The organism is Streptomyces anthophorae (genome assembly GCF_049310305.1).
Classification (GTDB): domain Bacteria; phylum Actinomycetota; class Actinomycetes; order Streptomycetales; family Streptomycetaceae; genus Streptomyces.
On sequence record NZ_JBLWQQ010000001.1, the window covers coordinates 1,340,673 to 1,365,469 of the forward strand.

Annotated in this window: 25 protein-coding genes and 1 pseudogene; 13 read left to right on the top strand and 13 right to left on the bottom strand. The window is 70.8% G+C overall.

Going from position 1 to position 24,797, the window contains the following annotated elements; all coding sequences use genetic code 11:
* Positions 1–53: 53 nt before the first annotated feature.
* The gene (locus ACNYS0_RS05920) at positions 54–527 is read right to left on the bottom strand and encodes a DUF5709 domain-containing protein (RefSeq protein WP_422471600.1); all 474 of its coding nucleotides are present in this window, start codon (positions 525–527) and stop codon (positions 54–56) included.
* A gap of 102 nt (positions 528–629) precedes the next feature.
* On the opposite strand from ACNYS0_RS05920, the gene ACNYS0_RS05925 reads away from it, so the two are divergent.
* Together ACNYS0_RS05925 and ACNYS0_RS05930 are read left to right on the top strand one after the other, a co-directional pair.
* Positions 630–827, top strand: a complete 198-nt coding sequence (locus ACNYS0_RS05925; protein WP_422471601.1) for a hypothetical protein — start codon at positions 630–632, stop codon at positions 825–827.
* Positions 828–916: 89 nt separating this feature from the next.
* The gene (locus tag ACNYS0_RS05930; RefSeq protein WP_422471602.1) at positions 917–1,312 is read left to right on the top strand and encodes a VOC family protein; all 396 of its coding nucleotides are present in this window, start codon (positions 917–919) and stop codon (positions 1,310–1,312) included.
* A 21-nt stretch (positions 1,313–1,333) separates the two neighbouring features.
* Here the strand turns inward: ACNYS0_RS05930 and ACNYS0_RS05935 are convergent, their stop codons facing one another.
* Positions 1,334–1,903, bottom strand: coding sequence for a GNAT family N-acetyltransferase (locus ACNYS0_RS05935; RefSeq protein ID WP_422471603.1), 570 nt, complete (start codon positions 1,901–1,903; stop codon positions 1,334–1,336).
* Between the two features lie 233 nt (positions 1,904–2,136).
* Between ACNYS0_RS05935 and ACNYS0_RS05940 the strand changes: the two genes are divergently transcribed.
* Entirely contained in the window at positions 2,137–2,772 is a 636-nt protein-coding gene (locus ACNYS0_RS05940) for a hypothetical protein (RefSeq protein ID WP_422471604.1), read from the top strand.
* 286 nt (positions 2,773–3,058) lie between these two features.
* On the opposite strand, the gene ACNYS0_RS05945 is transcribed toward ACNYS0_RS05940, so the two are convergent.
* A complete protein-coding gene (locus ACNYS0_RS05945) occupies positions 3,059–3,766 on the bottom strand; it encodes a carbon-nitrogen hydrolase family protein (RefSeq protein ID WP_422471605.1) in 708 nt (235 codons plus the stop codon).
* 97 nt (positions 3,767–3,863) lie between these two features.
* Between ACNYS0_RS05945 and ACNYS0_RS05950 the strand changes: the two genes are divergently transcribed.
* Positions 3,864–4,532: a Type 1 glutamine amidotransferase-like domain-containing protein gene (locus tag ACNYS0_RS05950; protein WP_422471606.1), complete on the top strand. Its 669-nt coding sequence runs from the start codon at positions 3,864–3,866 to the stop codon at positions 4,530–4,532.
* Positions 4,533–4,574: 42 nt separating this feature from the next.
* On the opposite strand, the gene ACNYS0_RS05955 is transcribed toward ACNYS0_RS05950, so the two are convergent.
* A complete protein-coding gene (locus ACNYS0_RS05955) occupies positions 4,575–5,138 on the bottom strand; it encodes a hypothetical protein (RefSeq protein WP_422471607.1) in 564 nt (187 codons plus the stop codon).
* Between the two features lie 204 nt (positions 5,139–5,342).
* Between ACNYS0_RS05955 and ACNYS0_RS05960 the strand changes: the two genes are divergently transcribed.
* Genes ACNYS0_RS05960 through ACNYS0_RS05970 form a run of 3 tightly spaced genes read left to right on the top strand, consistent with a single transcriptional unit; the run spans position 5,343 to position 8,625 of the window.
* Positions 5,343–5,912 carry a hypothetical protein gene (locus tag ACNYS0_RS05960; RefSeq protein ID WP_422471608.1) on the top strand — a complete coding sequence of 190 codons (570 nt, stop codon included), beginning with the start codon at positions 5,343–5,345 and terminating at the stop codon, positions 5,910–5,912.
* The gene (locus ACNYS0_RS05965; protein ID WP_422471609.1) at positions 5,912–7,117 is read left to right on the top strand and encodes a DUF6236 family protein; all 1,206 of its coding nucleotides are present in this window, start codon (positions 5,912–5,914) and stop codon (positions 7,115–7,117) included. Before ACNYS0_RS05960 ends, ACNYS0_RS05965 begins: the two co-directional genes overlap by 1 nt.
* Complete coding sequence (locus ACNYS0_RS05970) at positions 7,114–8,625, top strand: hypothetical protein (RefSeq protein WP_422471610.1); 1,512 nt, start codon at positions 7,114–7,116, stop codon at positions 8,623–8,625. Before ACNYS0_RS05965 ends, ACNYS0_RS05970 begins: the two co-directional genes overlap by 4 nt.
* A gap of 75 nt (positions 8,626–8,700) precedes the next feature.
* Here the strand turns inward: ACNYS0_RS05970 and ACNYS0_RS05975 are convergent, their stop codons facing one another.
* The 3 genes and pseudogenes from ACNYS0_RS05975 to ACNYS0_RS05985 form a co-directional block, all read right to left on the bottom strand.
* The gene (locus ACNYS0_RS05975) at positions 8,701–9,465 is read right to left on the bottom strand and encodes an alpha/beta fold hydrolase (protein WP_422471611.1); all 765 of its coding nucleotides are present in this window, start codon (positions 9,463–9,465) and stop codon (positions 8,701–8,703) included.
* Positions 9,458–12,913 carry a WD40 repeat domain-containing serine/threonine protein kinase gene (locus ACNYS0_RS05980; protein ID WP_422471612.1) on the bottom strand — a complete coding sequence of 1,152 codons (3,456 nt, stop codon included), beginning with the start codon at positions 12,911–12,913 and terminating at the stop codon, positions 9,458–9,460. Before ACNYS0_RS05980 ends, ACNYS0_RS05975 begins: the two co-directional genes overlap by 8 nt.
* A 169-nt stretch (positions 12,914–13,082) precedes the next feature.
* A pseudogene (locus tag ACNYS0_RS05985) lies at positions 13,083–13,501 on the bottom strand (hypothetical protein).
* On the opposite strand from ACNYS0_RS05985, the gene ACNYS0_RS05990 reads away from it, so the two are divergent.
* A complete protein-coding gene (locus ACNYS0_RS05990) occupies positions 13,500–13,745 on the top strand; it encodes a VOC family protein (protein ID WP_422482918.1) in 246 nt (81 codons plus the stop codon). The pseudogene ACNYS0_RS05985 and the gene ACNYS0_RS05990 overlap by 2 nt on opposite strands.
* Positions 13,746–13,759: 14 nt before the next feature.
* Positions 13,760–13,846, top strand: a complete 87-nt coding sequence (locus ACNYS0_RS05995) for a hypothetical protein (protein WP_422482474.1) — start codon at positions 13,760–13,762, stop codon at positions 13,844–13,846.
* 41 nt (positions 13,847–13,887) lie between these two features.
* On the opposite strand, the gene ACNYS0_RS06000 is transcribed toward ACNYS0_RS05995, so the two are convergent.
* From ACNYS0_RS06000 to ACNYS0_RS06015, 4 genes are all read right to left on the bottom strand, one after another.
* Positions 13,888–14,820: a MerR family transcriptional regulator gene (locus ACNYS0_RS06000; RefSeq protein ID WP_422471613.1), complete on the bottom strand. Its 933-nt coding sequence runs from the start codon at positions 14,818–14,820 to the stop codon at positions 13,888–13,890.
* A gap of 90 nt (positions 14,821–14,910) precedes the next feature.
* The gene (locus ACNYS0_RS06005) at positions 14,911–16,947 is read right to left on the bottom strand and encodes a hypothetical protein (protein WP_422471614.1); all 2,037 of its coding nucleotides are present in this window, start codon (positions 16,945–16,947) and stop codon (positions 14,911–14,913) included.
* 40 nt (positions 16,948–16,987) lie between these two features.
* On the bottom strand, positions 16,988–18,229 hold the full coding sequence (locus tag ACNYS0_RS06010; RefSeq protein WP_422413833.1) for an ATP-grasp domain-containing protein: 1,242 nt from the start codon (positions 18,227–18,229) through the stop codon (positions 16,988–16,990).
* A 172-nt stretch (positions 18,230–18,401) separates the two neighbouring features.
* Complete coding sequence (locus ACNYS0_RS06015; protein ID WP_422482476.1) at positions 18,402–18,797, bottom strand: FhaA domain-containing protein; 396 nt, start codon at positions 18,795–18,797, stop codon at positions 18,402–18,404.
* 220 nt (positions 18,798–19,017) lie between these two features.
* Between ACNYS0_RS06015 and ACNYS0_RS06020 the strand changes: the two genes are divergently transcribed.
* Positions 19,018–19,752 carry a GAF domain-containing protein gene (locus ACNYS0_RS06020; protein ID WP_422471615.1) on the top strand — a complete coding sequence of 245 codons (735 nt, stop codon included), beginning with the start codon at positions 19,018–19,020 and terminating at the stop codon, positions 19,750–19,752.
* 34 nt (positions 19,753–19,786) lie between these two features.
* On the top strand, positions 19,787–20,221 hold the full coding sequence (locus ACNYS0_RS06025) for an ATP-binding protein (protein WP_422471616.1): 435 nt from the start codon (positions 19,787–19,789) through the stop codon (positions 20,219–20,221).
* Positions 20,222–20,325: 104 nt separating this feature from the next.
* Here the strand turns inward: ACNYS0_RS06025 and ACNYS0_RS06030 are convergent, their stop codons facing one another.
* Complete coding sequence (locus ACNYS0_RS06030; protein WP_422471617.1) at positions 20,326–21,159, bottom strand: SigB/SigF/SigG family RNA polymerase sigma factor; 834 nt, start codon at positions 21,157–21,159, stop codon at positions 20,326–20,328.
* Positions 21,160–21,530: 371 nt separating this feature from the next.
* Here ACNYS0_RS06030 and ACNYS0_RS06035 point away from each other — a divergent pair, with 371 nt between their 5' ends.
* Positions 21,531–21,983 (top strand): STAS domain-containing protein, encoded by a 453-nt coding sequence (locus ACNYS0_RS06035; RefSeq protein ID WP_422471618.1) that lies wholly within the window; start codon positions 21,531–21,533, stop codon positions 21,981–21,983.
* A 246-nt stretch (positions 21,984–22,229) separates the two neighbouring features.
* Positions 22,230–23,792 (top strand): diacylglycerol/lipid kinase family protein, encoded by a 1,563-nt coding sequence (locus ACNYS0_RS06040; protein ID WP_422471619.1) that lies wholly within the window; start codon positions 22,230–22,232, stop codon positions 23,790–23,792.
* 72 nt (positions 23,793–23,864) lie between these two features.
* Here the strand turns inward: ACNYS0_RS06040 and ACNYS0_RS06045 are convergent, their stop codons facing one another.
* A complete protein-coding gene (locus ACNYS0_RS06045; RefSeq protein WP_422471620.1) occupies positions 23,865–24,788 on the bottom strand; it encodes a LysR family transcriptional regulator in 924 nt (307 codons plus the stop codon).
* Positions 24,789–24,797 lie beyond the last annotated feature (9 nt).

Genomic DNA, 24,797 nt, shown 5'->3' on the forward strand with positions numbered 1-24,797 from the left:
TCACACGTCCGAACAGATCGGCTGACCTCCTTCACGGCCGGCCCGCACCACGGTCACTGTTCCTCTTCCCCGGGCGGCAGCTGCTCCTGCGGCACCACGTGCTCGGCGGCCTCCTCGGCAGCGGCCGCACCGCCGTCCACACCCTGATCGAAGGCGATCGCCTCCTTCGTCGTGTCCGGACGGACGCCCTCGTCCGGCGCGACCAGTCGCCCGGCGCGGTCCGTGCCCGTCTCGGGATCGAGGGTCTCGCCGGATCCGCCGGGCAGGTCGCCCGGCATCTCGTCCGCCTCGGGGGTTTCCTGGCGCAGCCGCTCCTCCAGGGACTCGCCCTCGTGCTGTTCCGCCGCCGTGACGCCGGGCTTGGTGACACCGAGCGGCTTCTCCGGCGGGGAGTACCCCTCGTCGAGCATCTCGTCGTAGTCGCGTTCGTCCACCGCGTCCTGGAGATCCAGGGGTGCGGCGTCCTCCTGCTCCTCGTTGCTGCCTGTGGGCTGGTAGGCGTCGTCCGCCATGTTCTCGTCGCTCATGATCGCCTCGTGTTCGTTCTCTCCGGCTCTCTCCGGCGCTGTCACCAGGGATATTCCGGTACCCGAACCTCCACGGCCCATGCGTGGATACGCGTGAGGTGCGTGGGCACCCGTGCGTCCAAGGGCGCGACGGCCGATCACGACCGTCCTGCGCAGACCGCCGTGGAGAGCGTGCTGGACGAGTTCGAGGAGGCGGAGGTGGATCCGCAGCACAGGAAGGACAAGGACCGGCGCCGAGGTGAGAGCGGCGACGCGCTCTCACCCAACCAGGAGGCCCAGGAGCAGGCCCGCGACGAGTGACGCTGCCGTCGCCCGGCAGAGCGGGACGGCGCCGCGCCACTGCCTGCGCGCAGCTCGTGCGACAGGGCCAACACCCTAGGATCAGCCGTATGTTGAGGCTCGGAATCCCTGTCATCGGTGTCACGGACATCCCCCGCGCCGTGACCTTCTGGACGCAGGCGTTGGACCTCGTCGCCACCGAGGAGTGGCGGAGCGACACGTGGCGCACGCTCGATCACGCCGACGGCTCCGGCCGCGCGCTCGGCCTGCTGCACAGCGACACACCGGCAGAGCCCCGCCCTCGCCTCCATCTCGACCTCTTCACGGACACCAGAGAGGAACAGCAGGCGGAGGTCCGGCGTCTGGTGTCACTCGGGGCGCGGCCGGTCGACTGGCCCCTGTACCCGCCCGAGCCCGACTTCGTCGTCCTCGCCGACCCGGACGGCAACCTGTTCTGCGTGGTCGACCTGAGCCATGCGCCCAGCGGCGGCGGCCCTTCGACCTGAGGCACCGCGTGGCCCTGCCGGTCAGGGCGAAGGGCTCGACCGCTCCGGCTGCCACTCCCGCCTGATCAACCCGTACACCCACGAGTCGGAGACCTCACCGTTGACGACGCAGTCCTCCCGCAGCGTCCCTTCACGCACGAACCCGATCTTCTCCAGCACCCGGGCGGACCCCGCGTTGCGCGTATCGGCCTCGGCCTGAACCCGATTCAGATCCAGCGTGTCGAACGCCCACCGCAGCAGGGCGTGCGCGGCCTCGGTCGCGTAGCCGTGCCCCCACATCGCGGCGTCGAGGCAGTAGCCCAAGGACGCGCTGCGGTACACCGGGTTCCATGCGGTCAGACCGCACCAGCCGACGAAGGCCCCGTCGGACACACGGCCGATGGCCACCCGCGCCCCGGTGCCCTCCTGCGCCACCTCCCGGCACTTCGCGATGAAGCGCTCGGCGCGGGCCCGTTCGTCCCACGCCGGGGAGTCCCAGTAACGCATCACGTGGGCACTGCTGTGCAGCGCGAAAAGGCGCTCCGCGTCGGCGCCGGTGAAGGGGCGCAGTCGCAGGCGAGCGGTGTGCAGCGTGGGCGTGGCCAGAGTCATGCGCCCATCTTGCGACCGCATGGGGCGGCAGGACACCGAATATCGGCTCCGCCTCAGTGCGAACCCGGCGCACAGGAAGCGGAGTTCGCACACCTGTCCACAAGGGCCCCGAGAAGGGCGCACTGAGATGTCTACGCGACCTGTTGCACACCAAACGCCCACACTCGCCTGACAAACTGCGCCGGACATCGCCGTATCGGCGGACAGTTCATCAAATAGCGAGGGTCTTACACATGCGCAAGGCGCGTATCGCACTGACGGCCGCTCTGGTCACCACGTTCGGCCTCGGGCTCACGGCCTGCGGCGGCGACAGCGACGACGGAGCGAAGGAGAAGGAGTCGCCGACGGCGGCGGCGCCCGCGCCGGACACGCAGAGCCCCAGCGCCGACGAGAGCGCGGGCGGCGACGCCCAGCCCGCGGGCGATGTCACCGCGCCGGGCTCCAAGCTCAAGGTCGGCGACAAGGCGGTCCTCCCCTTCGAGTACGCCAAGAAGAAGGGCACCCTCGCCATCACCGTCACGGCGATCGACAAGGGCACCGAGGCCGACATGTCCCAGTTCGGCGCGCGGGCGAAGGGCCTGACGCCCTACTTCATCAAGATGAAGGTGGAGAACGTGGGAGACACCGATCTCTCGCGCGCGTACGTGCAGCTGCGGGGCCTCCTCGCCAGCGGCCAGGGCACTGGCGTCTCGCTGATCGGCGACATCCCCGGCAAGTGCGACAAGGAGTCCGCGCCCGCCGAGTTCGCCAAGGGCGGGTCGTTCGAGACCTGCTCGCTCGCCGCGTCGCGCAGCGGCGACGTCACGGGCGCCGAATTCGACGAGGGCGACGCCTACAGCAACAAGCCCGCCATCTGGACCACCGGCTGATCCACCCCCGGCGCCCCGCGCCCAACGCCCCCTGCGGAGCGGCCCATTGGGCGCGCGGAGTGGTCCAGAGGCCCACTGGCCCTGCCAAAGCCTCTGGACCCGGCCGGTCGGCGTCGAACCCGACCGCGGCGAGGGAACCGATGACCGGGTGGGTGGTGGCCACGCTGCCCAGCCGGTCATCGAAGTAACCGCCGGACACCTCAAGAACGAGTCCACTGCGCGAGCGATCGCGCTCTCACCGAGCAGAGCCCGGACACTCCGGCGCCGGCTGACCCCCACTCGAAGCTCACCCGACGTCGGCCACGGCGAGCATCGCCGTCCGCGTGTCGGCCTGGGGCAACAGGTCGCCGCCCGGGGCCCACACGGAGGACCGGCCGCAGCCGGTCCACGGCCCGGCCGGTCCGACATGGTTCGCCAGCACGACATGCATGTGGGAGTCCTTGGCGATGCCGGGATAGATCGCCGCGAGCTCTTCGACTCCGCCACCGGTTCCGTAGAGCGAGCTGGCCAGGTGCACCTGGCACCCGTCAGCGGCCCCACGCGCGGTCAGCTCGGGAAAATGGTTGTCGAAGCACGTGGCGAGCGCGAAGCGGATGCCTCCGAACTCGAATCGACCATCGCGCTGTCCAGCGGTGAAGACCGCCTGCTCATGCTCGAACAGATGCTGCTTCCGGTACGTGGTGAGCAGCTCACCGTCGGCCCCGAAGACCAGCGTCTCGATCGCAGGCCGGGCCCCGTCGGTGGCCGCCAGACAATTGACGACGGTGGCAGTGCCACTGCCCCGGAGGGCATCCAGGCGCGGATCTTCCGGCCTCACCCACAGACCGGGGTCAGCGAGGACGGTGTCGAGCTCGTACCCGGTCAAGGCCAGCTCGGGAAACACCACGAGCTCCGCGCCCTGAGCGCGGGCCCGGCCCGCGAGGGCGGTCATCTGCCGGACGTTGGCGGCCACATCGGCCGCAACACAGGTGAACTGACCTGCTGCAATCTTCATGGAATTCCATCCTGCCATTCCGCAACCTCCGGGCGCACGGTGCCGGTGGTCCCCGGGTTCGTTGCGCGGGCCCCGTGAGCCGTGCTTGGCTCGCCCGATGAACCTTCTGTTGACGGCGGCCGGCCTGCGCAACGAGACGCAGCGGGAAGCACTGCGGGACATGCTGGGCAAGCCGTTCGGATCGGCGAACGTCGTGTACGTTCCCACGGCGTCGGTCGCCGAGTCCGGAGACCACGGGTGGTCCGTCGCGGACCTCAACCGGCTGCACGCCCTCGGCTGGCAGGAGTTCGACCTCCTGGAGCTGAACGGCCTGCCCCAGCGGATGGTGCTCGACCGGCTGCTGCACGCCGACGTCATCTACGTCGCGGGCGGCAACCACTATCACCTCGCGCGCAGCATCACCGGCAACGGCCTGGCCGACGGCTTCCTGGAGGCGCTGGAGAGCCGGGTCTACGTGGGGTTCAGCGCCGGATCAATGATCTTCAGCCGCCACCTCGACGGCCAGTCCGCCGATGTCATCGGTGACACCGCGGACCTCCACGCCCTCGGCGCGACGGCCCTGGAGCCGCCGTTCGGCCTCTTCGACTGGTACCTCAAGCCCCACCTGAACTCACCGGACTTCCCCGAGCGGGACGAGGCCTGGGCCGAACGCATCGCCGCGCGCGCGGACTTCCCGATCTACTTCATCGACGACGAGACGGCCGTCCGCGTCAGGGACGGCAAGGTGGACGTCATCTCCGAAGGCCGGTGGCGGCTCCATCCGTGACCCAGTACATGCGGTGAGCTGCCGCTCCGAGGGTTCGGCCCGCTACCGCCACGCCCGCCGCATCTGCTCGAACCGGCGCGGCAACGGGAACCCGTCCTCCCCGACATGACGGGCGTTCAACCGCCCGACCAGCCGGTCCCACGACTGCTGCATGCCGCGCGGGTGAATCGGCATCCCGACGTGGTACAGCGTGCCGTCCGGTTTGTGCGCGGCCCGCACCGTCACGAACAGCGCCCGTACCCGGTCGCCCTCGATGGGCCCGTGCATCACCCGCTCCCGGGCCTGAAGCCACCAGCCGAGCACCGTCAACGAGGCATCGTCCAACGGGTACGTACGCAGGTAGCGGGAGCCGGCCGCAGGCCCCGGCCGAGCGTGCCACACCCCGACCGTGCCCGCCCCCGGATCGACGTCGTCGACGGTGATCTGCTGCAACTCCCCCACCCGCGCCCGCCCGCCGGTCGCCCGGGCCAGCGTGAGAACACACGCCAGCCGCACCTGCTCCGGCCCGGCGCGCCCGCGGTCGGCCTCGTCGACGACGAGACGCCAGACACGCTCAGCCGTCTCGAACCGCACCGGCGGATGTGTCGGGTTCGGAGTCGATGCCACGGCTGGAAGCCTATGCCTGCCCTCTGACATTCGGGACCACGCGTTGCCGCTCGCGCCGATCACGACTCCCCAGCGACTCATCAGCGAAGCGTCTCGTGCCTGTTTTACGTACCCCGCAAAGTTGCCTCCGAGGACGGTTCGACCCCCAACTGCCGCCCATATGTGGCAGTGTCATGAACCTGGTTCCGATCACCGTGGAGGGCCGTGGCAGCGCAGAACGGATCCGAGTACGAAGCGGCGCTCGACCTGGGTGCCTCCATGACCGACAGGGGCCGCTTCCACGACGCGGTCGAACCGTTGCTGAGGGCCGCCGCTCTCGGTGCGACCGCGCCGCAGAGCAGGGCGGCGGCGACCGCCCTGCTGCGGCTCGGTATGGGACTCGGTGAGCGGCATGGCTTCGTCGACGCGCTGCGCGTCGACCGACGGGCGGCAGCGATGTTCGCCGAACTCGGTGACGAGGAAGCGGAGTTGCAGTGCCGCTTCCTCATGGGCGTCTGCGAGTGGCAGCTCAACGCGTTCGAGAGTGCGATCCAGGTCTTCGAAACCGTCGCGGAGAGCGCGTCGAATTCCACCAGGAGCGCGGACAAGACCGTGTTCAGGTCCCTGGCCGTGCTGAGCATCTCCTGCATCCTGGTCGACCATCTGCGCCAGTACCGGAGGGCCGTCCCGTACGCGACCGAAGCCGCGCGGCTCTTCCGCTCGGCGGGCAACGAGGAGCAGGCAGCCCATGCGCTCCGGCATCTGGACGAGGCGCGGCGCGGAGGGAATGCGTAATGGACCGGTTCGCTCTCTACTACCCGCACATCCACGTCCGCGACGACGACTGGCTCAAGTATGCCGCCCTGTACTGGCCCAAGATGGCCCGGATCCGGCCGCCCGGCTACCCGCTCCAGGACTCCCCCGCCGCGCAGGAACTCCACGCCGCGCGCTGGCTGTTCGACCTCGAACCGCCCGCCTGGGCGGCCGACGAGGTCGCCGAGCCGTTCCTGGAACTGCTCCACGAACACGGCGCCGCCCTCCGGGACCGCTGCGGGATCGACCAGCTCGAGACCTGGGGCATGCCGGCCGCCGACGCCGCGTTCGGCAATGCGGGCATGTTCTCGGCAGGCAGCCCGGAGAGCGACGAGGGCGACCCGACCTGGCTCAACCCGCGATTCGGGTACGTCCACACCAGCCGCGTCAGCGGGCAGCTGATCGACTCGGCCGTCGACCAGGGGCTCGCGGTCGTCCGTCGCGGCCGGGGCGGGAACTGGGTGGCGATGCACCCCGAGCTGGCCGCCGTCCATTCGCTCGCGCTGGCCGAGCAACTGGCCGCCGAGAACTGCCTGCACCCGATCACCGATCAGGTGCTGCCGCACGCCGTCATGTCCGGCTGGACCGTCGAGCGGCTCGCGGCGGCGCTCCTCGACGACCTCCCGGCGGAGGATGCCGCGGCGCGACCCTCGCCCGAGGAGGCGTTCGCGTTCCTGGCGTTCGCGACGGTGATCCCCGCGGACCTGCGGAACGTACCGATCGAGAAGATCCTCGACATCCGCTCCGAATTCGGCTCCGAGCTCGACGCGTTCCGGGAGTTCACGGCCGAGCGGGTCCAGGAGCTCGGCGCCATCGAGGACGTACGGGACGCGCGGCTCTACCAGGAGTACCTGCACACCGAGGTCGACCGCGAGGTCCGCACGCGGCTCGACGACCTGGACGAGCGCATGCGTGGCGCCGGCCTCGAAACCGCTCGGGCCCTGGCCAATGTCAGGTCGGTGACCCTGCCACCGCTGGCCGCCCTCGCGGCGGAGGCGGTCGGTGTCACCCCGGCCGTGACCGTGCCCGCCGTGGTCGCCGGCTGCGTCGTCGGCGCACCGCTCCAGTGGCGTCGAAAGCGCCGCGAGCTCACGCAGGAGTCGCCCGTCGGTTACCTGTTCCAGCTCCGGCGGGCCCTCGGCCCCGACACACTGATCGACAAACTGCGGAGGGCTTGGCCGCTATGACGGACGACGCCTCGTTCACGGATGACGCCTCATTCTCGGATGCCTTTGGCGAAGCGTTTCCGGAACGCGACGTCGACGAGAGCCACGTACTCGTACCCGGGTCCGATGCCGATCCGGAGGTCGTCGACCGTGCGAACGTCCAGACCCGGCGTCTCGCCGAGTGTCTCATCGGTGAAGCTCCCTCCGGCTGGCAGCGGATCAGCGCGGTGTTCGCGCTGACGCTGCGGTCCGAGGCCTCGCGCGTCCGCCACTCGACCGACGGGGCCGCCGGCGACGCCGTGCCGGGCCCCGACGCCCTCCGCCTCGCCCGCGAGCTGCGCCGGACCACCGCACGGCTGCCGCGCGGGCCCTGGTGGCGCATGACGCTCGACGTGTACGTGGACGGCGGCCTCGAAGTCGACTTCGACCACGGCGACGAGCCGTTCCCCGACGAGCACCTGTTCGCTCCCGAGGACTACCGGGCCGACCTCGAAGCCTTCGACTGGTCGGCGGAGAAGCTGCCCACCTGGTTGTCCGCGTACGTCGGCCACGGCGGCAGACAGCTGCGCAGCCCGCGCAAGGCCGCGGCACCGGCCGACACACACGGGGCCCGGTCCGCGCGAGGTGTCTCGCCGGACGACATGCCCGGCCTCTCCGAGACATGGGCGCGCTGGGCCCTCCTGTCGGCGGCGTTCGTCGCGGTGGAGTCCGAATGGGGGCCGCGGATGCAGCCGTCCCGCGCGCGGTTCGAGGGGGCGACGCGCAGCGGCTCGACCCTGTGGATGCTCTCCGGCGACCGCGCCGTCCTCTCCGGCGGCGTCTGGAACGCGTCCACCCTGGCCGATGCCTGTCGCGGCGACGCACCGCACCCCGAGCTGTTCGCGGGGGCACCGGCATGGGTGGCCGATCCGCTCCTCGACCGCCGGGCCGAGGTGGGCCAACTGACCTTCTGCTATTGGTGGGAGAGCGGGCGCTGGCTGCGGGGCGAGTCACCGACGTCCGACGAGTTCGACACCGCGATACCCGGTGTCTGGACCGGCACGACGGTCGCCGGCATCATGTCGAACCTGATCCCGCACACGACGGGGGACACCGAGACGGCCGCGCTGCGTCTGGTCACCGCCGCCGAAGGGGGGTTCGCCGAGCGCGGCATGCTGGCCGAGGTCTTCGGGACCGGCGAGGGCGTCGACATCGACGGCGCGTACCACCAGCTGGTGATGGCAGGCGTCACACGCCGCACCGATCTGCCGCGGTTGCCCCGCCACCAGGCGATCGCGACCGTGGCCCGCTATATGCGCGCCCACGACATGGACAGTCCCGACTACCGGATCGCCGACCTCGTGGCCGAACGCGTGGACTGCGGCTGGCAGGTCTTCGCGCCGGTCCCCAAGGGCGAGTTGAGGATCGGCCGCGGGATCTTCTTCGTCGCCGACGACGAGGTCCTGGAGGTCACGGACACCCAGAGTGCGCGCCCGCACCAGTACGCGGAGGAATTCGCGCACCGGTACCGCGAGCGCTGGGGGCTCTGAGCCGGCCGGGCAGTCGGGCACGAGGCGGCGCCGGGGTCTGTTCGCTTCGCGGGACACGGCACCGCCGGGGCCGGGTCAGCCCGGATCGGACAGAAAGTCCCTTACCGCGGCGGCGAATTGACCCGGAGCGTCATGATGCACGACGTGACCGGCAGTCAGCTCGACCAGACGGGCCTTGCCGGCCCGGCGGGCGATCATCTCGTGCGCGTGCGACAACGTCAGCTCGTCGCTGCGCGTTCCCCGAATCAACAGGGTGGGGCAGGTCACCGCCGTCCAGTCCTGCCAGTGGTCCCCGCTGAGGGCCTTCTGGGACGCCACGGTGTGCTCGATGTCGAACGAGAAGCCCCAGCCCTCTTCCGAACGGCGCATGGAGCATTCCAGATAGGGGGCCGTTGGGCCCAGCGCCGCGATCAGCGCCTGGCGCGACGGTGCGTGGCGGGGCAGGCGCGTGGTGAACGACCGGTCGCTGTCCACGACCGCGCCGATGTCCTCGACGACCAGCGCGGAGACCCGGTCCGCATGCCGGGCCGCGTACTGGTACGCGTTCACCCCGCCCAGCGAGTGGCCCAGTACGGCCGCTGGGCCGGTGTCCAGGTGTCGGTGAAAGGCCGCGAGGTCCGCGACGTAGTCGTCCCGCTCATAGCTGCGAGCACGGTCGGACTCGCCGTGGCCACGCTGATCGAGCGCGATCACCCTCCACTGCGGCGTCAACGCCTCGGCCAAGGACGCGAACGCCGACGCCTCGTTGTAGTGACCGTGCAGGGCCAGAAGCGGAGCACCGGGACCGCCGAAGTCCAGATACGACAGTCTCCGACCGTCAACCATGAAGAACTCACGCATGCACATGCCCCTTCGCCAGCTCCCAGTCGAGCGTCCAAAAACGTACGCGACCGTCGCTTCCTCCCGACACCGCGTACGCGCCGTCGGCCGTCAGGGCGAGCTGCCCCAGTTGCCCGGGCTGTGCCTCCACGGTGCGCAGGCAGGTGCCGGTCGCCAGGTCCCACAGCCGCAGCTCCTCGCCTTCGTGGCTCGAGAGCAGGAAGCGGCCGTCCGGGGTGAAGCGCACCCTGAGCGCGTTGCCGCTCCGGCCTTCGAGTACCGCGGTGCAGGCACCGGTCGCGGTGTCCCACACGCGGATCGACAGGTCGTCGTAGCCGCCCGCGGAGGCCACCTGGCGTCCGTCGGCGCTCATCGTCACGGCCATGACCCAACTCGTGTGGCCGCGCAGCACGGCATCGCAGCGGCCGGTGCCGAGGTCCCACAGGCGGACCGTGCCGTCGCTCGCGCCGGTGGCGGCGATCCGGTCGCCGGGACCGATCCACACCGTCCGGGGCATTCCCGTGTGTCCTTCGAGCTCGCGCAGGAGGGTGCCGGTCTCCAGGTCCCACAGCCGCAGCCGCCGGTCGTGGCCGTCGCCGCCGATGAGTACGCGACGTCCGTCGGCGGTGAACCGGGCCGCGTCGGGACTCATGGCAACGGGGATCATCCACCGGAGCGAGTCGGTCATGTCGGTGCCGATGAGCCGGTCGTCGGACATCGAGTGGCGTACCGCACCCGTCGCGGTCGACCAGGCCTTGGCCCATCCGTTGCGGCCCCAGGCCATCACGGTGCCGCCGTCGGGGCTGAGTTGCACCCTGTCGACGCCGTCGACGGGACCGCGGCGCACGCTGTCCTCGGGGACGGGAACGGTCCGCAGGAGCGCGCCCGTCCCCGGATCCCAGAGCCGGATCTCGGTGGCTCCGCTGGTGGCCATGACCTCCCCGTTGGCGCTGATGTCGAGCGAATCGATGCCCGAGCGGTGCGCCGCGAACCCGCGGGCGAGCCAGACCGCACGAATGCCGGTGCGGTCCAGTGACCGGCTGAGTCCTCGCCAGGCGGCCATCACATCGGAGGCGCGCTCGTACCCGGGCACCGCGCGTGCCTCCCTGAGCGCGTCGAGCGCGGAGGCGGGGTCGCCTGCCGTCTCCCGGGCCGCCGCGGTCTCCAGCAGCCCCTTCACCTTCTCCTCCAGCAGGTTGAGTACGCCGTGCCGGCGGGGCCAACTCACCTGGAGCGGAACGGCCGGAGAGTCGGGCATCCGCCACAGCCGTACGGTGTTGTCCTGCGACGCGGACAGCGCGAACCGGTCGCCCGCTCCCCAGCGGACGTGCCGCACCGCGCCGTGATGGCCGCGGAACGTCCGCAGGCACCGGCCGGTTTCCAGGTCCCACAGCCGGACCGCGCCGTCGCGGGCGCCGCCGACGAGGAGTTTCGTGGCGTCGGCGCTGAGCGCGAGCGCCCCTCCGGGCGAGTGCACGGTCCGAACCCGTCGCCCGGCTCGCAGATCCCAGATGTCGATGGACTGGTCGTGGTTGGCGATCGCCGCGACGCCGTTCCCGGTGTCGAAGCACACGGCGTGCTGATTGATGCCTTGCCCGGCCAGGACCTGCGCGCACTGCCCGGTGCGCAGGTCCCAGAGGCGGGCGACGCAGTCCGCGTACCCGGCCACGAGGACCCAACGGCCGTCGGGGCTCAGCTCGGCTTTCGAGAACTGTGCCAGCGGGCCGTGCAGCCGCCGGCGGACCTGGCGCCGGCGCAGATCCCACACCACGAGGTCGACGCCGCTGACACCGTCCTTCCAGACGGCTTCCGTGGCGACGGCGAGGCCCTCCCGCGGGCTGACGGCCGCCCAGTCGAAGGCCCTCGCCGCCCTGATGGTCCGCAGGCAGCTGCCGTCGGACAGGTCCCAGATGCGCAGGACCGCGTCGTACTCGACCGAGGCGCAGTACCTGCCGTCGGGGCTGATGCGGACCGACCGGAGCTTCGCCGTGTGGCCGCGCAGCGTGCGCAGGCAGCGGCCCGTGCGCACGTCCCACACACGGACATGCTCGTCGATGCCACCGGTGACGGCGGTCCTCGCGTCCGCGGACACATCGATGCCGAGCGTCGAAGAGGACTCGTCGTCGGAGCGCGTGTTCCAGCGGACCTCGGTGCTGCCGACGCAGCCGGAGTCCGGCACGGTCCCGGATCCGAGCGCGTCCAGCGCCTCGCGCACGTCCCGCATCCCGGGCTGCTCGCGGTCGACGCGTTCGAGCAGCGGTCCGGCGGTGGCTAGATCGCCCCGTTCGAGGTGGACGAGGCCGAGCGCGTGCCGCGCCGGCCAGGCGTCGTCGGTGTCGACACGGACGGCGTCGAGGTCGGCGACCAGCTCTTCGTCGGTGATCTCGCCGCCGCGCCAGCGCCACAGTCCGCAGTTCAGGGTCGCCTCGGCGTGCTGCGGGTCGGCCTCGAGCGCCGCGGTGAAGGCGGCGGCGACCTCCTCGTCGCGGTCGAGGTCGAGCAGGGACAGCGCCCGGTTGTTGAGCTCGTCGGCGCGCAGGTCGGCGGCCTTCGGCTCCAGGCGCCGGTACCGCTTCCCGGTGAACTCCCGGTGGATCGCGGTTAGTTCCTCGGCGACGGCCGCCATCGAGCCCGGCCGCGTCTTGGGGTCCGGGGCGAGGCAGCGCTCCAGCAACTCGGCCAGGTCCGGCGGCAGGGGCGGCAGGCCGGGCCCGTACGACTCGATGCCGTGCCGCTCCCTGATCGTGTCGTTCGCGAACGGCCCGCGGCCCCACCGCGGGCCGCCCGTGAACATCTCGAGGACCGTGACACCAAGGCTGAAGACGTCCGTACGCTTCCCGACGGGCCGGTTCGACAGCTGCTCGGGCGAGGCGTACGCGGGTGTCCGCCCTCCCGCCGAGACCGGCACGCTGCCGTCGGGCGAAGGCCGCCCGTCGTCCTCGACGACGATGGGCCGGGCGCGCGCCAGCCCGAAGTCGGTGACCTTGGCGACGAGATCGCCGCCCTGCATGTCGATCAGCACGTTGGCGGGCTTGACGTCCCGGTGCACCAGGCCCGCGGCGTGCGCATGCCCCACACCCCAGGCCATCTGGACGGCCAGGTCCACGATGCGCACCACGGCCGCCGCCGGGCCGCCCTCGTACAGGCGGCGATCGGCGATCCAGTCGTGCAGGCTGCCGCCACCCACGTACTCGGAGAAGATGCAGGGGACGCCGTCGACGGCGCGCACGTAGTGGCACCCGCAGATGTTCGGGTGCAGCCCGAGCGCCACCCATGCCTCCGCCTCGCCGACGAACCGCTCGCGCTGCTCATCGGTCGCGAACGCCTCGGGCTTGGGCGTCTTGACCGCCAGGTCGATCCCCCACTGCCGGTGCAGAACGCGCAGCACGCGCCCCATCCCGCCCTCACCGGCGACCGCCTTCACCTCATAGCGATCGTCGAGCACCTCCTCGATGCCCCTGTCCCCCATGCACAACACACCTTCGCCGAATCGACTGCGCCGTGCTGCCCATTAGAGACCGGGCGGTCGCGGCGCGCACGGCCAACGGGGCATCTCCTGGCAGTAGTTCACACCTGGCGGAGGGATGCGACTGCATGGGAAACATGCCCGAACAACGCGCGCGACCATGGACCGAGAGCTACTCCCGGGCCGCGTCAAGCAAGATCTCCGCCAGTTCACGCGGCTGCGAGAACATCGGCCAGTGGCCGGTGTCCATCGTGGCCAACCGCCAGTGCTCGCTGTTCAGCAGCTCGGCCACGTCGTCGTCGAGCTCGTCGCCGCCGAACAGACATTGAATGTACGTCGCCGGAAGCCCACCCAGCGGCCCCGCGAGCAGGGCGGGCTCGGTCAACGTGGCGCCCGGGTGCGGCGTCGAGCCACCCACGAGACGTGCGATCTGCTCATCGGTGAGGCCCTCGCCGGCACACCCCGCTTGTCAGCGAGACCGGACAGCGTCAACGGGTAGACGCCGTGGCCGGCCACACGCAGATACGGCACCACCTCGTCCCACGCCCACGCCCCGAGCCGCGCACCTGCAACCAGCACGAAATCCACCATGCCCGCAGCAGCCCTGGCGATGGTGTTCAAACTGGTCGAGCGCGACAGGGCCGGGATCGTGAGGCAGGCTGCCGGGATGAAATCTCGACCTGATGGTATGTGGTGGGGAACGACGATCGAGGCGCCGGATCCCAGCGGCTTGGCGAAGTTCTACGCCGAACTCCTCGGCTGGCACATCGGACACGAGGAACCCGGCACCGCCACCGTCGCCACCTCCCCGACTCAGCGGTCGCAGAGGCCGTAGCCCTGGGCGCCACGATGGTCGAGGAGCAGCCGCAAGAGAACGTCCGCGTGCTCCTCGACCCAGCCGGCCACCCCTTCTGCCTCTGTTTCGACGAGGGATGACCGGCCCCTCCGTCACGCAGGCCGCAACTCTTGACAGCTGCTCAGGTGTGAGCGCGCAGGGCCTCGGTGAACCACGTGAACACCGGTGTCAGGCTGGGCGGGACGGGCCACCCGTTGATGACGGCCAGCAGGTGCCAGTAGCGTTCCGCGCGGGCGTCGCCTGCGATCTCCAGGCGGGTCAGCAGCCACAGGCGCAGGTCGGCGTCGTCGGTGCGGCTGAAGGTCTGCGCGTAGCGGGCGGTCAGGGTGTCGACGATTGTTGCGGCCTCGGCCGAGGCAGGGGCGATGCCGGCGGCGAGCGCGCGGCCGACGCCGTCGCGGACGGTCTCGGTGAGGTCGTGGTGCAGGCCGGTGTTGTCGCCTTGGGCTCGTTCGGCCGCCTGGTACCGCGCCATGCGGCGGACGGCCGAGCGGAAGTCGGGGTCCCGGGTGAGTTCGGCGAGTTCCACCCAGGCGTCGACCTGCTCGGGTTCGGGGTCGTCGGGGAGTTCGGGCATGGCCGCGCGCATCATGTCGACGAACTCGGCGTTTGCGTCGAACCCGCCGAAGGTGTCGTCGATGAAGTCGGTGACGAGGCGCCGGCGTTCGGCGTCGGAGAGCTTGGCAAGCTTGTGCATGAGGTCCATTTCCTCGGAGGTGGAGCCCCGTTTGGCCACCGCTCGCAGCACCGCGCGCCGCAGTCGCAGCGTGCGGATCTGCACGTCCAGGGCGTCGGCGTGGGCGGCCGCGACCTCGGGCACCGAGACCTCCCGGTCCAGCACCTGTCGGATGACAGCGAGGTCGAGCCCCAGGTCGCGGAGGGTGCGTACCAGATCCAATCGCGCCAGTGCGCCGATGTCGTAGAGCCGGTAGCCCGCCGGGCTTCGGTCGGTCGGTGGCACGATTCCGGCATCGGAGTAGAACCGAATGGTCTTGACCGTCAGCCCGGTCCGCCGGGCCAGGTCCCCGATGGTGAAAAGCGTGTCGCCGTCCATGCCTGCACCTTCGCGCCTCCCCCTACGGGAGACTCAAGTCCGTTCTCCCTGTCGGCGCTTGCGCCCGCCGCCTCTGCCCGTCGCCACGCGCTAAGTTCCCAGGCTCGCCGGTCCTTCCAGTGCTTGCAGCATCCCCGCCGGCAGCCTGTCGTTGCCCCAGCTGCGCTCGATGTAACCGATGATCCCCGCGACGTCCTCGGCGGGCACCCGCTCCGGTTCGCCGTGCTCGAGCGGGTCCGCGTGGAAGATGTAGAGCCGCGAGGCGAACTGGTCGAACGGCAGTGAGGCCTCGCCGAACCGCTCGCCGTTGCCCGCGGTGGAGACGACGACGCCGTCGCCCCAGTCCTGGCCGCTGTCGTTGTTCGGGTTGAAGAAGTACACCCGCATGACGTCCTGCGGGTCCGGCGCCACCCGCAGGATCGTGATCGCGTGCCAGCCGACGTAGCGGGCCGCGCTGTCGGTGACGGCGACACCGGCCGGCTGCGGGTGGATCAGCGGCTGCCCGCCGTTGTAGGAGGGGTGGTAGCAGGCGTGGAACTGGCGCAGGAACTCATCGAGGTCGACCAGGTTCCCGGTCGCGACATCGACGTTGATGTGGAACCCGCGGGGCGTCCACCAGCCGTGGAACTCGGGGTTGACCCACCGGTGCGGGTCCCCCGGCCGTTCGACGCAGTGCCGCCCCATCTCGGCGTAGATCCGGTCCAGGTGCGGCACCACGATCAGCGATACGGGGTCCAGGTCCATCGGCAGCGTGGTCGCCACGCCGGCCCCGCTGTCCTTCGACGAGATCGGCTGACCCTCGAAGTGCATGAGCACCTCGTCGTCGCGGGCAGCCCAGACCACCATTTGCAGCAGGTAGTCCGGGTCGTTGTAGGACCACATCGACAGCGCGCGGGCCGACTGGCAGGTGGGGTTGTCGCCCTGACCGACGCCGAGCGGCTGACCCAGCATCGAGAGCACCCCGGCGGTCAGCCGCGCCCGCGGCTCCACTTCCTCGCCGAAGACCGCCGTGAGGCGCTCCCGCGCGGCCGGGGCGAGTTCGAGCGACAGCTGGCGCCACAGCGCGGGCACCAGCGGCGGCTCGTAGAGGATGCCGCGGTCGAGCAGCAGCGCGAGACCGTAGATGCTCTGCGCGGTCTGCGGGTGCACGGCCACCTCGATCAGCCGGTGCACCAGTTGGCTGTAGCGCAGCAGGCAGTTGCGGCCGGTGTCGGAGAGGCCGAGCGCCTCACCGAGCAGGTAGTCGCTCTCGCGCAGCAGGAACCGGAGCAGTTCCGCGTGGTACGGCGACACCAGGCCGGTGTCGTGCATCGCCCGCGCGAACCCCGACGCCTCGTACTGGAGGCCGCCCGCGTCCATCGCCTCGAGGCGGGAGCGGAAGACCTCCATGCCCGGGTCGTCGCGGCACGCCTCGGTGGTTCCGAACAGGCTCGTGATGAGGCGGTCGATGCCCTGCCCCGACGACACACCGAGATCGACGTCCGGGTCGTTGCGGTAGACCGCGATCCTGGTGATCAGCGCCTGCACGGCCTCGACCTGGATCGGGCGCTGGCGCAGGATCCGCCAGATCTCGTCGACCAGGTTGTCCAGGACGCTGTCGTAGCCGATCTCCTCGGCGAGGTGGCGGAACAGGTCCCGGATGAGCTGGGCGGTCCGGCCCTGCTGGGCCCGCTCCGCCTCGCTGGGCGCGCTGAACAGCAGCTCCAGGTTGGTCGCCAGTACCTGGGAGAGGAACTGGCGGGCGTCCTCGGCCGACAGCGTCGGATGCACGAATTCGCCGCGGGCGACCGCGAGCATCCGCAGCTCGCTGGTCGCCTCCATGACGACGGTGTCCGGGTCCGCGCTGTGCAGGCCCGGACCGGCCAGCGCCGGAATGAGGATCTCCGGTGACGCCCAGTCCGTCCCCTGGAAGAGCCCGGCGTCCTCGATGGCCTGCGCCCTGTCCTGGATGGCCGCGGCGCCGCCGGGCTGCTTGAGCACCCGCCGCAGTGCTTCCAGGAGCCGCCGCAGCTTCGTGTGCTTGCCGAAGTCGCGGGTTTCGGCCATGGCCTGGATGGCCTCGTCGAGTGAGGTCACGCGCTTGTCCAGCGTCGTGGCCTCACCGTTGACGTCGACGGTCGGTTTCACAGAGTTTCCCTCGGGTTGGCCTCCTACGTTCACGTGGTCGTCAGACGTAGAAGTCGAGCTCTTCCTGCTTCTTCAACAGGTCGCGCATTCGGTAGGGGTCGTCACCGAAGAAGTACACCAGACCCCAGTGGGTGCCGAACGCGGTCCTCTTGGTGACGGTCTCCTCGAGCGGTGTCGAGAGGTCGTGCGACTCGTAGTAGTCGTCGTCCTCGGTCTCCTCGGGGATCTCCAGTTCGCTGACGACACGGCGGCGCGGATAGACGCCGAAGCAGCCGGCGACCCCGGACGCGTCGACGACCTCGCGCGGGAAGAAGGCGTCGATCTCCTCCTCGGTCGTCTTCGGGTCGAACGCCAGGACCAGGGCCTGGTAGGCGTTGAAGCCGTATGCCCGCTCAAGGAGCTCGAACACCTTGAAGCCCGGGGGCCGGTAGGCGACCTCACCGAAGTACATCTCGCCGTCACTGGTGACGAAGTACTCCGGGTGCACGAAGCCGAACTCGATGTCGAACGTCTTGATGAGCTTCTCGATCTGGGCCGTGATCTGCGGGCGGTAGCGCTCCAGTTCCGGGGTCGCGGGTACGAACACCGAGTACCCCAGCGTGACGTACTCGGAGATGTTGAGGAACTTGATCTTCCCGTTGTGCACCCATGCCTCGACCGCGAACTCCCAGCCGTCGAGGTGGGACTCCATGAGAACGGGGAACTCCTCGTCCGGGATCGAGTCGATCTCGTCCGGGGTGCGGATGACGCGGTGCCCGAGGCATCCCGCCTTGTCGAACGCCTTGAGGTGGATCGGGTCGTTCGGGTCCCCGTCCAGCTTGAGCAGGGTCTGGTTGACGCGCTTGAGGAAGCGGATCACGTCGTCCCTGTCGTGGGCCTCCTCGAAGATCCCGACCCGGATGCCGCCGAGCTGCGCGCGGCGCTTCATCAGCGCCTTGTCCCGCAGCAGCATGGCCTGACCGTACAGACGCGGGTTGCCGAGGAGGACGGAGTTGATCGCGCCCGCCCATTCGACCGTTTCCTCGTACAGCGGGATCGCGACGTCGACGCCCTCGCTCTGAAGCGTCTCGGCGATCTCCATCGAGCGGTCGTTGAGCCGTTCGAAGTTCCATGGCACGTAGGGGATGTCGTGCTCGACGCAGTACTCCTCGGCCCACTCCGGGGCCACGACGACGTATCTGCGATCGAACCGGTCGAGGGCTTCCACTGCGTTGAGGCTCCAGCCAAGAAGCGCTACATAGCCCTTGTCCGGGTTCCTGGTGACCGGTTCGCGCTGCGGCATAGACAGTGTTCTCCTTCGGCGCGTGCGCCCATTGACGGTGTGGCTGACTCGCCTTCCCGACGATCCGATGCACAAACGCCGAGCGTGATCTCGTCCGGCGGACGCCAACCTCCGTTGTACGTTCGGGACTTGAGGGGGGAAATACCCCCTGGGGGCCAACTACGGGCCCCGCTCACTCGCCCCGGCGTTGCGCGGCGAGAGGTGCGATGCGGCCGTGGACGCGGAAGCGGCCGACGGCGCTGCTCGCGGAGGACTCCAGGTGGACCGCCACGGGGCCGGCGAAGGTGTAGCCCGACTCCGCGGCGTGGCGGCGCACCTGGACGGCGAGGTGACGGCCCAACTCGCCGCCGTGTTCGGTGAGTTGTCGGTGGACCGGTGGAGGCAGTTCGACGACGAAGCGGTTGGGGACCAGCACCCGTTGCCGGCCCAGGATCAGCGCCTGTTCGTCGCACCGCCTGCGCAGTATCGACACCACCTCGCCCTGCTTGCGCCGAGGTGGCAGGAGCAGCCCCCACAGGGCACTCGTCCAGCGTTCCATCGTTCGTTCCACGTCGTCTACCACTCTCATCACGCTCGGTTGCCCGTCCTCGCATCCGGGACACTCCCCCGATGGAGTGGCACGTCACCGTGCCGTCGTACGCGAGTGCGAGCCACGTTTTGGGACGCGTGAGACCGGGGTGCGGGTGGTAGACGGACTTCCATGCCCGCGGAGCGGCAGACACGTTGCCGGGTCCCAGGCGCAAGCGCTGGACGGGCGAAACCCTGTCCGGAAAGGAAGTGTGAGGCCCATGCTGGAGGAAGACCGGTCGATCGTTCATGATGTGTCGCTCGCGGCGGCCGTGGGGCGCCGGGCCCTGCCGAGGAGACTGTGCACGGCGTTCGCCGAATCGCTGGGGGCGCAGCACGTGACCATGTCCCTGCTCCCGAGCTTTGAGCAGTGGCAGTTGCTGTACGCCAGTGACGAATACGCGCTGCGCGCCGAGGCGGCCCAGTTCGCCCATGCGGAAGGGCCCTCGGTCGATGCCGCGCTGGGGACACGGACCGTCCTCGTCCCCGACGTCCACGGTCGGGCCCGTCGTGCGCGGCTGCGGTGCTGGACCGACGAACTCCCCGCGCTCCGGCACGTTCTGGCGCTGCCGCTGCACCGGCAGCGCCAGCGGCTCGGCGTGCTCTGCCTGTACTACACCCGCTCCGATCCGCCCGCCCCCGCACACATCGAGGAGGCCGAACAGGCCACCGCGCTCGCCCGCGAGGAAATCCTGCGCTGGAGGCCCGTGCACGCCGACGCCACGGGTCCCGAGCCGGTGTGGGCCACCGACACCCGCGCGGCGCGCTGGGAACGCGTTCACCGGGCCGCCGGCTGCATCGCCGCGCGCGAGGACTGTCCGGTCGGCGAGGCACTGGCCTGGTTGCGGGTCACCGCCCTGCGCCGGCACCAGTCGCTGCTCGACACCTGCGACCACGTCCTGCAACCCGTCGGGGCGCAGATGGCCGGGCCCCGGGAGGCCACCCTCATCCGCTGAACCCTCGTCCCCCACACACAAGGAGGGTCCAAGAGTGCGCACGCAGCAGGTACGCACGGACGGCGACATGCACGAACGGACGGCGCTGCGCAAGCGGCCGGAGGCCGTCGCCGACGCCCGGCTGACGGCACGCCGCTTCCTGGACCGACTGCGGCCCGCCGTGGGCGAGCAGGACGCCGCCAGTGTCGAGCTCGTCGTCTCCGAACTCGTCACCAACACCGTCCGCCACGCGCGCGGCAGCCGCTGCTCGCTGCGGCTGCGGGCCCGGGCTGACAGCATCGTGATCGCGGTGAGCGACGCCGATCGGCGACCGCCCCGCGAACGATCCCCCGACATGACGAACGGCACCGGCGGCTTCGGCTGGCCCATGGTCCGCCATCTGTCCCGTTCGGTCACGGTGAGCACGGGTCCAGGCGGCAAGACGATCCACGCGACCTTGCCCCGAGGCAGCGCCCGCGTGTGCGAGTAGCCGCATGGAGGCCCGGGGAGGCGGAGTCACTCCGCCTCCCCGGGCCTCCACGGGCCCCTGTCCTCCCGAGGACCACCGACCCCGATAACCGGCCGGGCCGCGTCCTATGCGCTGAGCTGCGCCCGGAGCCGGTCCAGCACCCGGGCGAGGCGGCGGGAGACCTGCATCTGCGAGATGCCGAGGACGTCTCCGATCTCGGACTGCGTCAGCTCGTCGACGAACCGCAGCGCGAGGAGCTTGCGGTCCCGGGGCGCGAGGGCGGCGATCAGCGGCTTGAGGGCCTGAAGGTTCTCCGCCTTGGCCAACTCGTGGTCATGGCAGCCGATGTGGGCGGCCAGGGTGTCGTCGGGCTCGTCCAGATCGGCCGTCCGGTCGAGCGAGGCGGCGGTGCAGCCGTTGGTCGCCTTCAGGCCTTCGACGACCTCGTCCTCGTCGAGGCCGAGGTGGGCGGCGAGTTCGGCGACGGTGGGCGGGTGACCGCACGCCTGCTCCAGGCGGGTGCTCGCCCGGTCGAGGTGCAGGCTGAGCTCCTTCAGGCGCCGGGGGACGTGGACGGCCCACGTCGTGTCGCGGAAGAAGCGCTTGATCTCGCCCATGACCGTGGGCAGGGCGAAGCTCGTGAACTCCGCGCCCCGGTGCAGATCGAAGCGGTCGATCGCCTTGATCAGACCGATCGTGCCGACCTGCACGACGTCTTCGTAGGATTCGCCGTGAGCGCGCAGGCGCCGTGCGGCGTAGTGCACGAGGTTGAGGTTGAGCTCGACGAGCGTGTTGCGTGCGTAGGCGTGCTCGTGGGTGCCCTCCTCGAACTCATCGAGCCGGGCGAACAGCGACTTCGACAGGTCACGGATGTCCGCGGGCGCGAGTGCGCCGGTGGCGGAGAGTGACGGAGGGCCCGGGACACCGGCCGGCGGAGCGGCACTGCCAGGGCCGGTCATATGTCGCCCAGGTGTATCGGACCGCGGTGCCGGATGGCTGATGGCCTGGGGCATCATCGTCACTCCTCAATCCCGAGGCACTCCCCCGTCGGGAGTGCGGCGTGCACGACCCATACCCGCAATCCTCACTTGCACACCGGAAACTTGACGCTCCGTAACATGCATCGCACCCCGGCCCCGCCGACGCTCCCATCGGCAAGGCTCAGCCGTCACTCCCCGACTGCCGCCAACTTGTCGCGGAATTCCGCCCGTTGGCGCACTCCGGCGCGCATACGAGGAAACCGCCGGGGCAACCGGAAAGGGAAGCCGTGCGAGGCCGCCGTGCGGCCACCCCCTCACGCACCGTGACCTCACGTCCGAAGGGAGCCGCGATGTCCACGCAGACCAGCCGCCTGTCCATCACCGAACTGACGCGCTGCGAGCACTGCGCGGTGCTGCGTGTGAGCGGTGAACTCGACCAGGACTGCGAGCAGTTCTTCCTCCGCACGATCGGAACCCGCGTGCTGGCCGGGCACCGGCATCTGGTGCTTGACGTCACGGCGCTCACGTTCTGCGACTCCCGCGGCCTCAACTGCCTGCTCGCCGCCCGCTGGCTGCTGCGGCGCCGCGAGGGCCTGCTTCTGCTCGCCGGACCCGGGCGACGCCTGATCGACCTCCTCGCCCAGACCGGCAGCACCGACCTCCTGGCCTCCCGCCCCACCGTGGGCCAGGCGCTGGCGGACCTCCCGACGGAACATCGGCCCGTGTGGCCTCCCCCGGCCCACGACCGTCCGGACTCCGGCCCGTCGCCGGCCGTCTTCGCACCGAACGCGACCACCGGCTGACAGCCACGCGGCGGCGCCCATCCCGGCCCCCGCGTCGAAGGCCGTTTCGCGAGGCATACGAGGACGCGCCCCTCGCCCCCCTTCCCCGTGCTGCCCGTCGTGGGCAGATCAGGCGCCGATAGGGTGACGGGGCGCCACGGTCGGACCCGGTCGTCGCGTACTGGACTCGATGGGCAGGGGTGTGGCGAGCGCATGAAGCGACCTGGACTGCCGGGGAAGACACCCGGGTGGGGAAGCCGGCCGCGGGTGCCCTTCTCCGTCAAGCGGGCCACGCTCTCCGTCAAGCGGGCCACGCTCTCCGTCGAGCGGGCCACGCGCGGGAACTCCGCGACGCGCGTGCTGCGCGGCGTCGCGGGGCACGATGCCGTATGGCTGGGTGTCGCCGCCGTGCTCGGCGTCTCGGGCGGCCAGAGCGCCCGCCGGGCCGCACTGCGCGGCATCGGGTCCGTGGCCATCGTCACCGCACTGGGCCGGGCGCTGACCAAACCCGCCGCACGCGGCACCCGCCCCCTCGTGGACGCCCTCACCGGGGGCGCGTCCCGCCCGCGCACCGCGCCCCCGCGCTCCAACCCGGTGGCGCCGGCCGCAGCTTTCGCCGCCGCGGTCGCGGTGGAGTCGCCCCGCCACGGCCTCGCCGTGCTGCCCTTCGCCGCCGGCCTCACCTACCTGCGAGGCCACGGGAAACTCCCCCACCGGGGTCGCGCGGCGGCCGGGATCATCGCGGGGGCGAGCGCCGCACTGCTCACCTACCGCTGGTGGCCGGCGAAGCCGGAGACCGCGGCGGCGGCAGCCCCTCCGCGCAAGCCGGCCCCTGCGCTCAAGGACGGCAAGGGCCTGCATCTGGTGGTCAATCCGTCCTCCGGCATCTCCTGGTCCCAGGACACCGCGACGCTGCTGCCCACGCTCCTTCCCGAAGCCACGATCACCGTCCTCGAACCGGGCGACGATCTCATGGCCCTGCTCCACGCGGCAGCGCTGCGCGCCCTCGCGGACGGCGGTGCGCTGGGCGTCTGCGGCGGCGACGGCACCGTCAACGCGGCCGGTGCGACGGCCGCCCGCCATCACGTCCCGCTCGCGGTCTTCCCCGGCGGCACGTTCAACCACTTCGCCGGGGACCTCGGCAACCAGACCATGGAAGACGTCGCCCGCGCCATCCGGGAAGGCGAGGCGGTCACTGCCGACGCGGGCCGGGCAACCACCTCCGACAGCTCTGACAGCTCCGACAGCTCCGACAGCTCCGACAGCTCCGACAGCTCCGACAGCTCCGACAGCTCCGACAGCAACAGCGAACAGCAGCTGTTCCTCAACACGTTCAGCATCGGCGTGTACTCCGAACTCGTCCACGCCCGGGAACGCCTGGAGGAGCGGATCGGCAAATGGCCCGCGCTGGCCGTCGGCCTGGCCAAGGTCCTGGCCACCGGCAGCCCGCTCTCGGTGGCCATCAACGGCCGCCCACGCAGCATCTGGCTGCTCTTCGCGGGCAACGGCATCTACCACCCCGCGGGTTTCGCCCCCACCTATCGCACCCAGCTCGACGACGGGCTGCTCGACATCCGCGCCGTGGAGGCCGGCACCCCGCTGGCCCGCACACGGCTCCTCCTCGCCGTCCTGACCGGGACCCTGCACAACTCCCGGGTCCTGACCACCGCCCAGGTGCGCCGGCTCGAGCTGCACGTCCTGCGGGGCGACCCCCACTTCGCCTACGACGGCGAGGTCACGGACGCGACCTACCGGCACCTCGTCCTCGACAAAATCACCAACGCGATCACCCTGTACCGCCCCGCCGACCAGAGCCAGTGGCTCCGCTGACACCAGGCGCCGACGACGTGGTGGTTGCGGGCATGAGTCAAAGGGGGTCCAGGTTCAGCGCCCCGCTGCGGGTCACACGGACGCCCCCGTCACCCCCGACGCTCCCCTGGCCGCCTCCGCCAGCGCCCGCACCGTGACCCGTACCGAGGGACGCCGTGAGCTCTCGGGGCGCCATGTCGCGTAGATGCGGCGCGTCATCCGGCGCTCCAGGGCCACCGTCCGTACGCCCGGCGGCAGCGGGCCCATGCCCAGTGTGGGCACCATGGCGAGGGCCACCCCGGCGGAGACCAGGGCGAGTTGGGTGGGGTGCTCGGTCACCGAGTGCACGATGCGGGGTTCCGCCCCCTGTTCGCGCATCGTGTGCAGGAGCCACTCGTGGCAGGTGGAGCGGCGCACCCGGCTGACCCAGGGTTCGTCGACGAGTTCGCCGATGGACACCACGTCGCGATCGGCGAGGCGATGGTCGGCGGGCAGGGCGACGCGCGCCGAGTCCGTCATCAGCAGGCTGCGGTGCAGGGTGTCGGTCCAGGCGATGGGGACGTGGTCCCAGTCCTGGACGATGCCGACATCCAGGTCCCCGCGTTCCACCTGGGACATGGGCGAGTCGAAGTCCATCTCCCTTATGTGGAGCTGGAGTTGAGGTGCGCGGTCGGCCAGCAGGCGCAGCGCGCCGGGCACGATACCGCGGGCCGCGGTGGGGAAGGCCCCCAGGGTGAGCTGACCCACCGCCGAGTCGTTGCGGGCCTGGAGTTCCGCCTCGGCCTCGTCGGCGAGGCCGAGGATGCGTTCCGCGCGGTTCGCCAACAGGCGTGCCGCGGGGGTGAGTTCGACGCCCCGGCCGCTCCTGGTGACCATCTGGTGGCCGGTCTCCTGCTCCAGCTTGCGGATCTGCTGGGAGACGGCGGAGGTGGTCACGTGCAGGATCTCGGCCGCGGCGCTGACGGATCCGTATGCCGCGATGGCCCGCAACGCCCGGAGTCGATCGAGGTTCAGCATAGTGAAGGG

Bases quoted from the DNA above. Each gene is read 5' to 3' on its own strand.
- ACNYS0_RS05965 (WP_422471609.1), top strand. From the start codon at position 5,912: ATGGACCGGTTCGCTCTCTACTACCCGCACATCCACGTCCGCGACGAC.
- ACNYS0_RS05930 (WP_422471602.1), top strand. From the start codon at position 917: ATGTTGAGGCTCGGAATCCCTGTCATCGGTGTCACGGACATCCCCCGC.
- ACNYS0_RS05995 (WP_422482474.1), top strand. From the start codon at position 13,760: ATGGTCGAGGAGCAGCCGCAAGAGAACGTCCGCGTGCTCCTCGACCCA.
- ACNYS0_RS06045 (WP_422471620.1), bottom strand. From the start codon at position 24,788: ATGCTGAACCTCGATCGACTCCGGGCGTTGCGGGCCATCGCGGCATAC.
- ACNYS0_RS05940 (WP_422471604.1), top strand. From the start codon at position 2,137: ATGCGCAAGGCGCGTATCGCACTGACGGCCGCTCTGGTCACCACGTTC.
- ACNYS0_RS05990 (WP_422482918.1), top strand. From the start codon at position 13,500: ATGCCCGCAGCAGCCCTGGCGATGGTGTTCAAACTGGTCGAGCGCGAC.
- ACNYS0_RS06030 (WP_422471617.1), bottom strand. From the start codon at position 21,159: ATGACCGGCCCTGGCAGTGCCGCTCCGCCGGCCGGTGTCCCGGGCCCT.
- ACNYS0_RS06000 (WP_422471613.1), bottom strand. From the start codon at position 14,820: ATGGACGGCGACACGCTTTTCACCATCGGGGACCTGGCCCGGCGGACC.
- ACNYS0_RS05935 (WP_422471603.1), bottom strand. From the start codon at position 1,903: ATGACTCTGGCCACGCCCACGCTGCACACCGCTCGCCTGCGACTGCGC.
- ACNYS0_RS05920 (WP_422471600.1), bottom strand. From the start codon at position 527: ATGAGCGACGAGAACATGGCGGACGACGCCTACCAGCCCACAGGCAGC.
- ACNYS0_RS05970 (WP_422471610.1), top strand. From the start codon at position 7,114: ATGACGGACGACGCCTCGTTCACGGATGACGCCTCATTCTCGGATGCC.
- ACNYS0_RS05950 (WP_422471606.1), top strand. From the start codon at position 3,864: ATGAACCTTCTGTTGACGGCGGCCGGCCTGCGCAACGAGACGCAGCGG.
- ACNYS0_RS06035 (WP_422471618.1), top strand. From the start codon at position 21,531: ATGTCCACGCAGACCAGCCGCCTGTCCATCACCGAACTGACGCGCTGC.
- ACNYS0_RS05945 (WP_422471605.1), bottom strand. From the start codon at position 3,766: ATGAAGATTGCAGCAGGTCAGTTCACCTGTGTTGCGGCCGATGTGGCC.
- ACNYS0_RS06015 (WP_422482476.1), bottom strand. From the start codon at position 18,797: ATGAGAGTGGTAGACGACGTGGAACGAACGATGGAACGCTGGACGAGT.
- ACNYS0_RS06020 (WP_422471615.1), top strand. From the start codon at position 19,018: ATGCTGGAGGAAGACCGGTCGATCGTTCATGATGTGTCGCTCGCGGCG.
- ACNYS0_RS06010 (WP_422413833.1), bottom strand. From the start codon at position 18,229: ATGCCGCAGCGCGAACCGGTCACCAGGAACCCGGACAAGGGCTATGTA.
- ACNYS0_RS05980 (WP_422471612.1), bottom strand. From the start codon at position 12,913: ATGGGGGACAGGGGCATCGAGGAGGTGCTCGACGATCGCTATGAGGTG.
- ACNYS0_RS05975 (WP_422471611.1), bottom strand. From the start codon at position 9,465: ATGCGTGAGTTCTTCATGGTTGACGGTCGGAGACTGTCGTATCTGGAC.